Here is a 13,191-nt window from a genome sequence, read left to right as displayed (position 1 = left end):
GGTGAGGCGGGTCACCCCGGAGAGGTGCGAGGCGGACCCGGGAATAGGGCGCGGGGGGTCACCGTTGAGCGAGTCAGTTCAACTTTCAACAATCAGTCCAGTGACCAGCACGAGCAATCAGCACCAGCGCGAAAGGCGATCACGATGCAGTTCGGCATCTTCACCGTCGGCGATGTGACCACCGACCCCACGACCGGCCGCACCCCCACCGAGCACGAGCGCATCAAGAACACCGTCGCCATCGCGCAGAAGGCGGAGGAGGTCGGCCTGGACGTCTTCGCGACCGGCGAGCACCACAACCCGCCGTTCGTGCCGTCCTCCCCGACCACGCTGCTCGGCCACATCGCGGCCCGCACGGAGAACCTGATCCTCTCCACGTCCACCACGCTGATCACCACCAACGACCCGGTGAAGATCGCCGAGGACTACGCGACGCTGCAGCATCTGGCCGACGGGCGCGTCGACCTGATGATGGGCCGCGGCAACACCGGCCCGGTCTACCCGTGGTTCGGGCAGGACATCCGGCAGGGCATCCCGCTCGCCATCGAGAACTACGCGCTCCTCCACAAGCTGTGGAGGGAGGACGTGGTCGACTGGGAGGGCAAGTTCCGCAGCGCGCTCCAGGGCTTCACGGCCACCCCGCGCCCGCTGGACGGCGTCCCGCCGTTCGTCTGGCACGGCTCCATCCGCTCCCCGGAGATCGCCGAGCAGGCCGCGTACTACGGCGACGGCTTCTTCGCCAACCACATCTTCTGGCCGAAGCAGCACACCGAGAAGATGGTCCGGCTGTACCGGCAGCGGTACGCGCACTACGGTCACGGCACGCCGGAGCAGGCGATCGTCGGACTCGGCGGGCAGGTCTTCATGCGGAAGAACTCGCAGGACGCGGTACGGGAGTTCCGCCCGTACTTCGACAACGCGCCGGTCTACGGCCACGGGCCCTCGCTGGAGGAGTTCAGCAGCCAGACCCCGCTGACCGTCGGCTCTCCGCAGGAGGTCATCGACCGCACGCTGTCCTTCCGCGACTACGTCGGCGACTACCAGCGCCAGCTGTTCCTGGTCGACCACGCGGGCCTGCCGCTGAAGACCGTCCTGGAACAGCTCGACATCCTCGGCGAGGAGGTCGTCCCGGTGCTCCGCAAGGAGTTCGACAACCTGCGCCCGGCGGACGTCCCCGCCACCGCGCCGCTCCACCCCGCCGTACTCACGAAGCAGGAGGCGTAAGCAGCCATGCAGACCCTGAAGCTCGTCGCCGTCTCGGCCGGCCTCAGCTCGCCGTCCTCGACCCGGCTGCTCGCCGACCGCCTGCTGCAGGCGGCGCGGTACAGGCTGGCCGAGCAGGAGTACGCGGTCGACGTCGAGGTGATCGAACTGCGTGACCTGGCCGTCGACATCGCGAACAACTTCGTCACCGGCTTCCCCTCGGAGAAGCTGCAGACGGCGATCGACGCGGTGACCGGCGCGGACGGTGTGGTGGCGGTGACGCCGGTCTTCACCGCGTCGTACAGCGGCCTGTTCAAGTCGTTCTTCGACCTGATCGACCCGGCGGCCCTGACCGGCACGCCGGTGCTGGTCGCCGCGACCGGCGGGACCGCCCGCCACTCGCTGGTCCTCGACCACGCGCTGCGGCCGCTGTTCGCGTACCTCCGCGCGCAGGTCGTCCCGACGGCCGTGTACGCGGCGTCGGAGGACTGGGGCACCGGCGGCGACGAGTACACCGAGGGGCTTCCCGCCCGCATCACCCGCGCGGGCGAGGAGCTGGCCGCGGCGGTCGCCGCACGGCCGGCGGTCACGTCGGTGGACGACGAAGTCGTCCCGTTCGAGCGGCAGTTGGCGGACCTGCGGCTCGACTGACGGCAGGGGTTCAGGCGACGTCGGCGACCACGCAGGCCAGGTTGTCCGGAGCGCCCAGACCGCGCGCGAGCGCGGCCAGGGACCGGACGGTGGCCTGCGGGTCGCCGGCCCGCACGAGCGCCAGCTCGATCTCCTCGGCGGGGACGAGCGCGGAGAGCCCGTCCGTGCACAGCAGCAGCCGGTCCCCCGCCCGCACCTCCCGCACGCCCAGCTCCGGCTCGGGCGGTACGTCCCCACCGTCGAGGGCTTTGAGGAGCAGGGCCCGGTCGGGGCGCTCGGCAGCCTCGGCCGGGTCGAGCTCGCCCGCGTCGACGAGGGCCTGGACGACGGTGTGGTCGCGGGTCAGCCGCGTCAGAACGCCGTCCCGCAGCAGGTACGCCCGGGAGTCGCCCACGTGCGCGAGGGCGAGGCGACTGCCCGCGAGGAGCGCCGCGGTCAGCGTCGTACCCGAGTCGGCGAGGCCCGCGACCGCCGCGTTCGCCTCGCGGACGCCCTCGTCCAGGGCGTTCAGCACGTCCCCCGGGCGCGGGGCGGGCGGGGGCGCCGGTACGGCCGCCAGCGCGGCCACCGCCGCGTGCGCGGCGCGCTCGCCCTCGGGGCCGTAGCCGTCGGCAACGGCCAGCAGGCGCGGGCCCGTGTGGGCGGCGTCCTGCTGCAGCGCGCGGACCAGGCCGCGGTCGAGCAGCGCGGCGGCCCGCAGGGTGAGCGCGGGTGCGGTGTTGTCGTCCGTGGTCATGCCGGTGGTTCCCTTCATGCGGTCCACCAGGGAGGACGCCAGGTCGCGCCGTGCCGCCGTGTCCGACTCGACGCCCGCCCAGTACGCACGGATCGCGCGCGCCGCGGCGCCCGGGTCCGTCTCGTACAGCGTGCAGACCCGGCCGACCTCGGCCAGTGGCATGCCGATCCGCCGCAGCCAGCCGACCAGGCGGGCGCGTTCCAGCTGCGCCTCGGCGTAGTACCGGTAGCCGGTGAACGGGTCCACGCGGGCGGGCGGGAGCAGGCCGAGTTCGTCGTAGCGGCGCAGCGTCCTGGCGGAGAGCCGGGATGCGCGGGCGAAGTCGCCGATGGTCAGCATTCCGTCACCTTCGCGCACAGCCCTCCACCTCCCCGTACCGGGCTCTCTGCCCGGTGCCGACGATGCTGGGGCTTCCCGGAGGGGGAAGGTCAACAGGGGTGCGTGCGGCGCCGTCGGGGTGCGGGTCCATCGCGCCCTGGGGGCACCTCCCGGACGAAGTCTGGGGGAGGGACAATTGCCCACACGAAGGACAAAGTGGATGATGCGTCCATGGACATCAAGCTCGAGCTCATCGGTGTGCCCGTCACCGACATCGACCGTGCCAAGGCCTTCTACGAGCAGGTCGGGTTCAACGCCGATCACGACATCACCGTCAGCGACGAGATCCGGTTCGTGCAGATGACGCCGCCCGGGTCGGCCTGTTCCATCGCGTTCGGGAAGGGGATCACCGGGATGGCCCCGGGGGCGCTCGACAACATGCAGGTCGTCGTCGCCGACATCGAGGAGGCGCATGCCACGCTCAGCGGTCGCGGCATCGACGTCAGTCCGATCGACGACCAGCCCTGGGGGTCGTTCGTCTACTTCGCGGACCCCGACGGCAACCGCTGGGCCGTGCAGCAGACCACACCGCGAACCGCCGGCTGACTACTTGCGGTTGTACAGCCGCATCGTCACGGCCGTTCGGCCCGAGCACCCCGTAGACCGTCCTGGCCGGGACGCGGAGGTCGACGCCGTCGACGGCGCGGTTGGTGCCGAAGACCTTCACGAGTCCGTCGGTCTCGATGGCGAGGTCGGACATGCGCATCCTCCGGGCCGGGTGGGATGCGGGCCGCCCTTCCCAGTCTCCGTCGTCCGGGGACCGGATGCCAGGCGGCCCGCCCGCCCGTCCCGTCGCGCCAGGCGCCGTCGCTCTAGGCGCGGCCGCTCGCCCGTCTGCCCTTGACGTCCTCGTGCGTGTAGAAGAGATAGAACGCGCCGAGCGTCGTGCCGGCCATGATGATCAGGCCCAGGACGGACGACGACAGGACGCTCGTCCCCGACAGGCTGAACAGGAAGCCGATCGCGCCGCCCGCGACCACGCCGATCGCCGCCGCGCGCAGCTCGCGCGGGAGCATGTGCCCGTACGTGCGCAGTGCGTACACCGCGCCGGCCAGCGCCGCTCCGGAGATGATGCCGAGCCAGAACTGGCCCCAGGACCAGCCGCCGCCGGAGCGGGCGACCGCCGAGGTGTAGAGGCCGTAGATGACGCCGAGGCTGAGCGGGATGCCCCAGCCGTGCGCTGCTCCCTCGTAGCGCCGGGCCGGCGCCGCTGCGTGTGCGGCCATGTCGGGCTCCTTCCCTCCGGGGACGGAATCTCGGACGGAATCTCACCCTCCAGAGCACACCCGCGGCCCGGACCCCGCAACCGGACCGGGCGCGCCACGGGGTCTCACCCGTTCGGCGCAGTAAAAAGTTCGGTCCCGGACGATCGCTCCGACGCTGAGGCCATGAGCCAGAACACCGCACCCCCTCCCGCGCCGACCCCGCCTCAGGGCAGGACGGACGAGTCCGGCGACTGGGCCACCGGCGGCACCGTCTTCGCCGGCGTGCTGATGTCGGTCGTCGGCATCGTGGACATCTTCCAGGGCATCGCCGGGATCGCCGAGGACAACGTGTACGCCCGCGTCGGCGACTACGTCTACCGGTTCAACCTCACCACGTGGGGCTGGATCCATCTGGTCCTGGGCGTGATCATCGCGATCACCGGCTTCGGGATCCTCCGCGGCGCGGAGTGGGGGCGGGTGGCGGGCATCTCGCTCGCCGCGCTGAACATCGTGGCGCAGTTCCTGTTCCTGCCGTACCAGCCGTGGTGGGCGCTGTTCTCGATGGCCGTCTCGGTCTTCGTGATCTGGGCGCTCGCGTCGGACGAGTCGTACGGAAAGCATCCGATCATGTGAGTCGGCCCGCCGGGGCGCTGCGACACTGGGCGGGTGCCCGCGCAACAGGTCCGTACGCTCGCCGCCTGGGCGGCCGGGCTGCTCGTCGCCGTCCCCCTCGTGACCGCGTTCTGCCGGCTGGCCGGCACGGACGCGGTCACGCCCGTGCCGCAACTGCTGTCCGCGCTGCCGCTGATGCTCGTGCCGGCGGTGCTCGCGCTGGTCCTGGCTCTGGTGGCGCGGCGGCGGGTGCTCGCCGGGGTGACGGCAGCGGTGGTCGCGGTGACCGGATGGTTCGCCCTGCCGTACGGGCCCGACGGCACCGGCGCCGACGGGCCGGTCGTCGCGCGGGTGCGGGTGCTCGCCGCGAACGTCGAATTCGGCGAGGCGACCGGGCGGTTGCTGGCGGTGGCGCGGGCGGAGCGGCCGCGGCTGGTGTTCGTCACCGAGTGCGATCCGGCGTGTGTGCGGACGCTCGCGGAGGGGCTGCGGGACCGGCTGCCGTACCGGGTGACCGTGGACGGGGAGGGCTCCACCGGCTCGGCGATCCTCAGCGCGTACCCGCTCACCGCGGAGGCCCCGCTGCCGGCGGCGATGGGAATGCCGGGCGCGACGGCGCGGATCGGCGGCCGGGAGGTACGGCTGCGGCTCGCCCATCCGCTGCCGCCGCTGCCGGGGCAGGTCGACGCGTGGCGGGCGGAGCTGGCGCGGGTGCGGGACTGGGCGGCCGGGGCGGTGGCGGAGGGGCCGCCGGTGCTGCTGGCCGGGGACTTCAACGCCTCCCAGGACCACGAGGCGTTCCGGGAGGTGCTGGACACCGGGCTGCACGACGCGGCCCGGTTGACGGGGGAGACGCGGACGCCGACCTGGCCGCGGGAGGGGGCGGTGCCGACGTACACGCAGATCGACCACGTACTGGTCGGCGAGGACTTCGCCGCCCGCGCCACCCGGTTCCTCGATCTGCCGGGCAGCGACCACCGCGCGGTGCTCACGGACCTCGACCTGCACGCCGACGGTTGATTTGTCACCCTTGTGGCATGAGCCCCATGAACAACGAGCAGATCCTGGAGAACATCGGGCAGCTCGTCGACGAGGAACGGTCCCTGCGGCAGCGGACCGGTGGGCTGCTCCCGGAGGAGCTGTCCCGGCTCGCGGAGGTGGAGGTACAACTGGACCAGGCCTGGGACCTGTTGCGCCAGCGGCGTGCCAAGGCGGAGTTCGGCGACGACCCCGACACGGCGGCGGTCCGCCCGGCCGCGGAGGTGGAGGGCTACCGCAGCTGACCTCGGGGCATCGGGGCGGGGCCACCACCTGACCCTAGGGTGGTCGCATGGTTCGTCGTGCTCGGTTGGATCGGCTCGCACCGCCCGCGTGGCTCGTGGAGGGGCTGCGGCCGCAGAAGGCGCCGGTGCCGTGGGCCGCCGTGGCGCGCGCGTCCGTCGCACTGTCCGCGCCGCTCGCCGTCGGGATGGCCGTGGACCGGCCCGTGTACGGCGCGCTGGTCTCCATGGGCGCGCTCTCCGGCGTCATCGGCGACACCGCCGACGCCTACCGGATGCGGCTCCTCAACATCGCCGTCCCCCAGCTCTTCGGCGCCCTCGGCGTCACCCTCGGCACCCTCGTCTTCGGGCACGGCTGGACCACCGTCGTCGTGGTCACCCTCGTCGCGCTCGTCTCCGGGATGATCTCCAGCATCGGGGCCGTCGCCTCCGTCTCCGGGCTTCTGCTGCTGCTCAACACCGTCGTCGGCGCCGGACTGCCGATGCCCGACCCGTGGTGGCTGCCGGCCGCGCTGCTCGGCCTCGGCGGGGTCGTCGTCCTCGTGCTGACCCTGCTCGGCTGGCCGCTGCGGCGCGGCGCCCCGGAGAAGGAGTCGGTGGCCGCCGCGTACCGGGCCGTCGCCGACGTCCTGGAGGCCGCGGGCACGGACGCGTACGAGGGCCGCCGCCGCGACGTGACCCAGGCGCTCAACCAGGCGTACGACCTCATCGTCGGCCGGCGCGCCCGCGAGCACGGCCGCGCGCCCGTGCTGATCCGGCTGCTCGCCCAGCTCAACGCCCTGATCCCGCTGGTCGAGGCCGCCCCCGCCGCCCATCTGAAGGCGCGTCGGACCGGGCCGATGCCCGCGCGGATCCCCGCCGCCGTACGCGAACTCGCCGCCGCCGTCGAGGAGGGCCGCCCCGGCGCCCACGAACTCGACCTGCCCGTCCCCGAACTCCCCTCCGAGCGCGCCGTCGACCACGCCCTGCGCTACGCCGCCACCGTCGTCCACAAGGCCGAGCCCAACCCGTACAACGTCGACGACCGGCTCGGCCGCCCCGCCGCCCTGCGCGTCCGGATCCGGCGCACCGCCCGCGGCGTGCTGTTCTCCGACCAGTCCTGGCGGTACGGGCTGCGCCTCGCCCTCTGCATCGGACTCGCGCAGGCCCTGGTCTCGCTGATCGAGGTGCCCCGCTCGTACTGGGTCGCGCTCACCGTCACCTTCGTGATGAAGCCCGACTTCGGCTCGGTGTTCTCGCGCGCCGTGCTCCGCGCCCTCGGCACCGCCCTCGGCCTGGTCACGGCCGCGATCGTGCTCGCCGAGGTGCCGCGCGGCTGGTGGGACGTGCCGGTGATGTTCGTGCTCGCCGGTCTGATCCCGGCGTTCTCCGCGAAGGGATACGCCTTCCAGACCGCCGCCATCACCCCGGTCATCCTGCTGCTCTCCGACCTGATCAACCGCGAGGGCTTCGACCTGGTCCTGCCGCGGCTGTACGACTCCCTCATCGGCTGCGGGATCTCCCTGGTCGCGGGCTATCTGCTGTGGCCGGAGTCCTGGCACACCCGGATCGGTGACCGGCTCGCCGACGCCGTCGCCGACGCCGCGCAGTACGTCGGGTTCGCGTTCGCGCAGGGCTCCGACCAGGCCGCCCGCGTCCGCTCCCGCCGCAAGCTGTACCGCGACCTGTCCGCCGTGCGCGCCGAGTTCCAGCGCGCCCTCACCGAGCCGCCGCCGACCGGCGCGCGCGCCGCCGCCTGGTGGCCGCTGCTCGTCGCCGTGGAACGGATCGTCGACGCCACCACCGCCGCCCGTGTCCGCGTCGACCACGGCGCCCCGCCGCCGGACCCGGCCGAGGCCGCCGCCATCGAGCGGGAACTGCGCGAACTCGCCGCCGGACTGCGCGAGTCCGAGATCCTCGTCGAGGTCCGCGCCGAGCTGACCGGCCCCGACGACAGCGTGCTGCACCCCCTGCGGCAGGAGGTCCTGGCCGCCCGCGCCATCGCCACCCCGACTCCCAAGTAGCGCGCCCGACCCGGCAGTACGGCCCCGGCAGCGGAATCCGTGCCACCGCCGTCACCGCAGACCGGCCGGTACGACTACGATGCGCCCATTCACGCGCGCACCGAAGGCACCCGCACCCAGGCGGCCAACGGCGCCGGAGGCACGCACCCCACTCCACAGCGTCCCTTTCCCACAGGTCTCACCGGGTCACACAAGGACATCCGCCATGCGCAGTTCCACCGGCAGAGGACTCCAGGCCAACGTCCTCGGCACGTTCGACACCGTGGTGATGGCGGTCGCCGGCAGCGCCCCGGCGTACTCGCTCGCCGCCACCACCGCCGTGCTGTTCGGAGCGGTCGGCCTCGCCGGTCCCGCCGCGCTGCTGTACTGCGCCGTCCCGATGCTCGGCATCGTCCTCGCGTACGCCCGGCTGGGCCGGATCGACGTCAACGCGGGCGCCGGGTACTCCTGGGTGGGCCGCACCCTCCACCCGTTCCTCGGCTTCCTGTCCGGCTGGGCGCTCGTGGTGTCCACGACCGTGTTCATGGTGGCCGGCTCGCTGCCCGCCGGCGTGCTGACGCTGTCCCTCATCGACCCGGACCTCGCCGGGAACACCCCGCTGGCCGCCGCCGTCGGCGCGGGCTGGTTCCTGATGATGCTGCTCGTGGTGCTCGGCGGCGCCCGGCTCACCGTCCGCGCCCAACTCCTGCTCACCGGCGTAGAGATCGCGATCCTGCTCGCCTTCCTGCTGGCGGCGCTGCTGCACCGGGGCGCGGCGACCGCCTTCGGCTGGTCCTGGTTCGGGCTCGACGGCTTCGACGGCACGGCCGGTTTCGCGTCGGGTGCGCTGATCGCCGCGTTCTACTACTGGGGCTGGGACGTCACCAGCAACCTCAGCGAGGAGACCCGCGACAGCCGGCGCACCGCCGGCCGGGCCGCGCTGATCGGCTTCGGCATCGTCTTCCTGCTCTTCGAGGCCGTCACGATCACCGTGAACGTGCTGCTGAGCGCCGAGCGGATCGAGGCGAGCGGGGCGAACGCGCTGGCCGTCCTCGGCCAGGAGATCTGGCCCGGGGTGGGCGGGAAGATCCTGGTCGTGGCCGTCCTGCTGTCCACCGTCGCCACCCTGGAGACCACCCTCATCCAGGTGACCCGCTCGCTGTTCGCGATGGGCCGCGACCGCACCCTGCCGGAACGGCTCGGGAGCGTGCACCGCCGCTGGAACACCCCGTGGGTCGCGATCGCCGCGGTCGGCGGCGCGGCGCTGGTGCTGTTCGCCGCCGCCGCGGCGGCCGGCTCGGTGCAGTCGGTGCTGCGCGACGCCGTCGCCGCGATCGGGCTGCAGATCGCGTTCTACTACGCCCTCGCCGGCCTCGCCGCGGTCGTCGCGTACCGGGGCCTGCTCCTCGGCTCGGTACGGGACTTCGTGCTCGGCGGGGTGTGGCCGCTGCTGGGCTCGGCGTTCATGCTCTGGGTGTTCGCGGAGTCGCTGGGCACGCTGTCCGGCACCTCGCTCACCATCGGCCTCGGCGGACTGCTCCTGGGGCTGGTGCCGATGGTCGTGTACTGGCGGAAGGGCAGCGCCTACTACCGGCCGGCCCGCCTCGACGCGGCCCGCGCGCTGGCCGCCGACCCGGTGCCGTCGTCGGCCCGGCGGCCGCGCCGCCCGCGCCGGGACGACGGCGTACCGGCAACGGATTTCTGACCCCGGCCGTCCCATGACGGACCGGCCCACCACGGACCGTCCCACCGCACTGCACCGCCCCGCGCCCGCCGGAAGGAGAGCCGATGGCCGCCCGCCGCCGCCCTGCCCGATTCGTACCGGATTTCGACCCCGACCACGGCGACCGGCCGCTCACCGCCGCGCGCCAGGACATGGTCATCGGCCGCTGGCAGGGCGTCCGCGACCTGCTGCGGGACACCGGCCCCGACTGGGCGCGGCGCACCCACCGGCTGCGGCTGCTCTCGCACGCCGCCGCCGACAGCTCGGCCGCGGAGTCCTGGCGGGCCGCCGAACCGGACTCCCCGGACGCGGCGGTGCTGCGGGCGGCGACCGTGGTGGTACGGGTCTTCAACGAGGCCATCGCGATCGGCCGCGGCTCGGCCGTGGACCGGGGACGGCTCGACGTGGCCGTGGAGGCGTGCCTGCGGGCGGCGGAGGCGGCGCCGGCCGACCCGATGCCGTGGGTGTCGCTGCTGACGGTGGCCCGGCTGTACGAGGGCGGGGTCGCGCGGGGCGAACTGCGGCACTGGTTCGACGAGTTGCGCCGCCGCGACCCGTACCACCTGGAGGGCCACGCGCAGGTGATGCGGTACTGGTCGGCGCGCTGGCACGGCACGCACGGCGCGATGTACGACTTCGCCCGCAACGCGGCCGGGATCGCCCCGCCCGGCTCGCCCCTGCCGGTGCTCGTGCAGATGGCGCGGGTGGAGGAGTACCGCTACATCGCCGACGCGGCGCGCGGCCGGGGCCCGGTGCGCGGTTTCGACCAGCACTGGAAACACGAGCTGGCGGTGACGGAGGTGCGCCGCACCGCCGAACGCTGGATCGGTGGCCGGGACCCGCACCGGCCGGTGGTGCCGGAGGAGGTCGCGGACCTCAACTACCTGGCACACGCGGCCTGTTACGCGGGCGAGAAGGAGACGGCCCGGCGGGTCCTCGGGATGCTGGGCACGCGGGCGGCATGGGTGCCGTGGGCGTACACGGGGGACCCGGAGGAGCAGTTCGTCAGGTTCCGGGACGGCATGGGGCTGAACTGACGGGCGGAGGGGCGCGGGTGATGGCTGGACCCGCGCCCCTCACGTCCTGCGGAACGTCCTACGGGGCGTTCCGCGCGGCGCCTCAGACGCCGATGTCGCCGCCGTCCGTGCGGTAGACCGCCACGACCGACGGGCGGACGACCTTGCCCGGGCCGTCGGGCCAGACGGACGCCGGGTTCTCGACGGACGCGCCGTCGAGCTCGCCCGGGTGCTGGACCGCGACCAGGACGCGGCGGTCCTGGATGATCGGGCCGCAGGTCTCGGCGCCCCGGGGCACGGTCAGGAACTGCTTCAGCTCACCGCGGCGCTCGCCGTGGGTGGCGACGCCGAACAGGCCGTCGTGGGTGCCGAGGGCGTTGCCGTCGGTGGAGATCCACAGGTTGCCGTACGGGTCGAACGCCACGTTGTCCGGGCAGGAGATCGGGCTGACCCTGTCCTTCGGGAAGCCCGCGAAGTACGTGGCCGGGTCGTTCGGGTCGCCGGCGACCAGGAAGAGGCGCCAGGCGAAGCCGTCGGAGGCCGGGTCGTCCCAGTGCTCGGCGAGCTCGAGGATCTGGCCGTGCTTGTTGAGGTTGCGCGGGTTGGCCTCGTCCGCGCCCGGGTTGGTGCCCTTGCCGCGGTTGCTGTTGTTGGTCAGCGCGACGTACACGCGGCCGGAGCGCGGGGACGGCTCGACGTCCTCGGGGCGGTCCATCTTGGTGGCGCCGACCTTGTCACCGGCGAGGCGGGTGAAGACGAACACCTCTTCGGCGGTCATGCCGGGCACGTGCGAGACCGCGCCGTCCGCGCCGGCCGTGGCCAGCGGGATCCAGACGCCGGAGCCGTCGAACTCGCCGTCGTTCGGGAGCTTGCCGGTGCCGTCGATCTCGGCGGCCGGGGAGTCGCCGGAGATCTTGGCGACGTACAGGGTGCCCTCGTCGAGCAGCGTGAGGTTGTGCGCGTGGGCGGCGCGCGAGCCGCCCTTCTTCATCCGCTTGCTCGACACGAACTTGTAGAAGTAGTCGAAGCGCTCGTCGTCGCCCATGTAGACGACGGGACGGCCGTCGTCGGTCAGGCGCGGCTGCGCGGCCTCGTGCTTGAAGCGGCCGAGGGCGGTGCGCTTGCGCGGGGTGGACTCCGGGTCGTACGGGTCGAGTTCGACGACCCAGCCGAAGCGGTGCGCCTCGTTGGGCTCCTGGGCGAGGTCGAAGCGCTTGTCGAACCGCTCCCACTTGCGCTCGGTGGCGCCGGCGGCGATGCCGTAGCGCTTGTCGGTGGCGGAGGAGCCGTTGGCGAAGTACTGGTTGAAGTTCTCCTCGCCGTGAAGGGTGGTGCCCCACGGGGTGGTGCCGCCGGCGCAGTTGTTGAGCGTGCCGAGGACGGTGCGGCCGGCCGGGTCCACGGAGGTCTGCACGAGGGCGTGTCCGGCGACGGGGCCGGTCAGCTCGAACTCCGAGGTGGTGTGCAGGCGGCGGTTGAGCGGGTGGCGGCGGACCGGGGAGAGCTTGCCGGAGCGGTGCTCCTCCTGGACGACGACCACGGACAGGCCGTGCGCGGCCCAGGCGATCTCGACCTGCTCGCGGGTCGGGTTCGCGGCGTCGTAGCCGCGGAACATCAGGACCTCGTCGGTGTACTCGTGGTTGGCCACGAGCACCTGGCGGCCGTGCTCGCCGCGGAGCGGGAGCAGCGAGAGGAAATCGTTGTTGTAGCCGAACTGACCGGCCTGCGCGGCGGCGGTCTGCTTCTCCGAGTCGAAGGCCGGGGCGCCGCGGAGGATCGGCTCGCCCCAGCGGATGACGACGTTCTGGCTGTAGCCGGCCGGGACGGTGACCTGGTCGGCGGTGTTGGGCGCGACGGCCTGGAAGCGGAGGCCGCGGGCGCCGTCGGTGCGGCCCGGCTTGTACGCGGCGGCGGCGGCCGGGGCGGCCTCCGCGGCGGGGGCGCCCGCGAGGGCGGCGCCGGTGCCGGCGGCGGTGGCGACGGTGACGACCGCGGCGGCGCGCATCATCGAACGGCGGGAGAGGGCGCCGGCTATGACGTCGCCGACGTATTCGTTGTCGCTGGTGTTCGGCACCTCGTGGAAGCAGGCGTCACCACAGCGGTAGCGGCAGGTGAGCGCGGAACGTCCGCCCCCGTGGGGGTTGGTGCTCAGCAGCGGCAGCAGTTTGCGCACTTCGTCCTCCTCCGGCGCACACTGCGCCGACATGGTGTCGGGAATCCGTCGCGGGGACGCTATGTGCGCGGATCTGCCCGGAGGCGGCTGTGGAATGAACGACCGATGAACCCGGAGCGACCGGGCGCGGCGAAGGGGCGACCGGGGCGCGGCCGGCGACACGGCAGGCCGCTAACCTTACGTGTCCGCCCTGGCCAGGGATGATTCCCCCAGTACGGACATAGACGGCACA

Annotated in this window: 12 protein-coding genes and 1 pseudogene; 9 read left to right on the top strand and 4 right to left on the bottom strand. The window is 73.2% G+C overall.

Going from position 1 to position 13,191, the window contains the following annotated elements:
• Positions 1 to 144: 144 nt before the first annotated feature.
• Both ABZO31_RS17260 and ABZO31_RS17255 read left to right on the top strand, forming a co-directional pair.
• A complete protein-coding gene (locus ABZO31_RS17260) occupies positions 145 to 1,224 on the top strand; it encodes an LLM class flavin-dependent oxidoreductase (RefSeq protein WP_406862133.1) in 1,080 nt (359 codons plus the stop codon).
• Between the two features lie 6 nt (positions 1,225 to 1,230).
• The gene (locus ABZO31_RS17255) at positions 1,231 to 1,854 is read left to right on the top strand and encodes an FMN reductase (protein ID WP_406862132.1); all 624 of its coding nucleotides are present in this window, start codon (positions 1,231 to 1,233) and stop codon (positions 1,852 to 1,854) included.
• Positions 1,855 to 1,864: 10 nt separating this feature from the next.
• On the opposite strand, the gene ABZO31_RS17250 is transcribed toward ABZO31_RS17255, so the two are convergent.
• Positions 1,865 to 2,929, bottom strand: a complete 1,065-nt coding sequence (locus tag ABZO31_RS17250; RefSeq protein ID WP_406862131.1) for a MerR family transcriptional regulator — start codon at positions 2,927 to 2,929, stop codon at positions 1,865 to 1,867.
• Between the two features lie 210 nt (positions 2,930 to 3,139).
• Between ABZO31_RS17250 and ABZO31_RS17245 the strand changes: the two genes are divergently transcribed.
• Entirely contained in the window at positions 3,140 to 3,514 is a 375-nt protein-coding gene (locus ABZO31_RS17245) for a VOC family protein (protein ID WP_406862130.1), read from the top strand.
• A gap of 31 nt (positions 3,515 to 3,545) precedes the next feature.
• Here the strand turns inward: ABZO31_RS17245 and ABZO31_RS17240 are convergent.
• Positions 3,546 to 3,668, bottom strand: a pseudogene (locus ABZO31_RS17240) (daunorubicin/doxorubicin resistance ABC transporter ATP-binding protein DrrA); the annotation flags it as partial.
• Between the two features lie 112 nt (positions 3,669 to 3,780).
• Positions 3,781 to 4,194 (bottom strand): hypothetical protein, encoded by a 414-nt coding sequence (locus tag ABZO31_RS17235; protein WP_406862129.1) that lies wholly within the window; start codon positions 4,192 to 4,194, stop codon positions 3,781 to 3,783.
• A 162-nt stretch (positions 4,195 to 4,356) separates the two neighbouring features.
• On the opposite strand from ABZO31_RS17235, the gene ABZO31_RS17230 reads away from it, so the two are divergent.
• From ABZO31_RS17230 to ABZO31_RS17205, 6 genes are all read left to right on the top strand, one after another.
• Positions 4,357 to 4,806: a DUF7144 family membrane protein gene (locus ABZO31_RS17230; protein WP_406862128.1), complete on the top strand. Its 450-nt coding sequence runs from the start codon at positions 4,357 to 4,359 to the stop codon at positions 4,804 to 4,806.
• A gap of 33 nt (positions 4,807 to 4,839) precedes the next feature.
• Positions 4,840 to 5,805: an endonuclease/exonuclease/phosphatase family protein gene (locus ABZO31_RS17225; protein ID WP_406862127.1), complete on the top strand. Its 966-nt coding sequence runs from the start codon at positions 4,840 to 4,842 to the stop codon at positions 5,803 to 5,805.
• 26 nt (positions 5,806 to 5,831) lie between these two features.
• On the top strand, positions 5,832 to 6,068 hold the full coding sequence (locus ABZO31_RS17220) for a DUF2630 family protein (protein ID WP_406865382.1): 237 nt from the start codon (positions 5,832 to 5,834) through the stop codon (positions 6,066 to 6,068).
• Between the two features lie 47 nt (positions 6,069 to 6,115).
• On the top strand, positions 6,116 to 8,068 hold the full coding sequence (locus tag ABZO31_RS17215; protein WP_406862125.1) for an FUSC family protein: 1,953 nt from the start codon (positions 6,116 to 6,118) through the stop codon (positions 8,066 to 8,068).
• A 205-nt stretch (positions 8,069 to 8,273) separates the two neighbouring features.
• Positions 8,274 to 9,752: an APC family permease gene (locus ABZO31_RS17210; RefSeq protein ID WP_406862123.1), complete on the top strand. Its 1,479-nt coding sequence runs from the start codon at positions 8,274 to 8,276 to the stop codon at positions 9,750 to 9,752.
• Positions 9,753 to 9,835: 83 nt separating this feature from the next.
• Positions 9,836 to 10,807 carry a hypothetical protein gene (locus ABZO31_RS17205; RefSeq protein ID WP_406862122.1) on the top strand — a complete coding sequence of 324 codons (972 nt, stop codon included), beginning with the start codon at positions 9,836 to 9,838 and terminating at the stop codon, positions 10,805 to 10,807.
• 82 nt (positions 10,808 to 10,889) lie between these two features.
• Here ABZO31_RS17205 and ABZO31_RS17200 read toward each other — a convergent pair whose 3' ends face one another.
• On the bottom strand, positions 10,890 to 12,959 hold the full coding sequence (locus ABZO31_RS17200) for a PhoX family protein (RefSeq protein ID WP_406862120.1): 2,070 nt from the start codon (positions 12,957 to 12,959) through the stop codon (positions 10,890 to 10,892).
• Positions 12,960 to 13,191 lie beyond the last annotated feature (232 nt).

It is taken from the genome of Streptomyces solicamelliae (genome assembly GCF_045348655.1).
In the GTDB taxonomy this organism is placed as follows: domain Bacteria; phylum Actinomycetota; class Actinomycetes; order Streptomycetales; family Streptomycetaceae; genus Streptomyces; species Streptomyces solicamelliae.
Note: the sequence above shows the minus strand (reverse complement) of the source record. Positions and strands in the feature narration are given on the sequence as shown.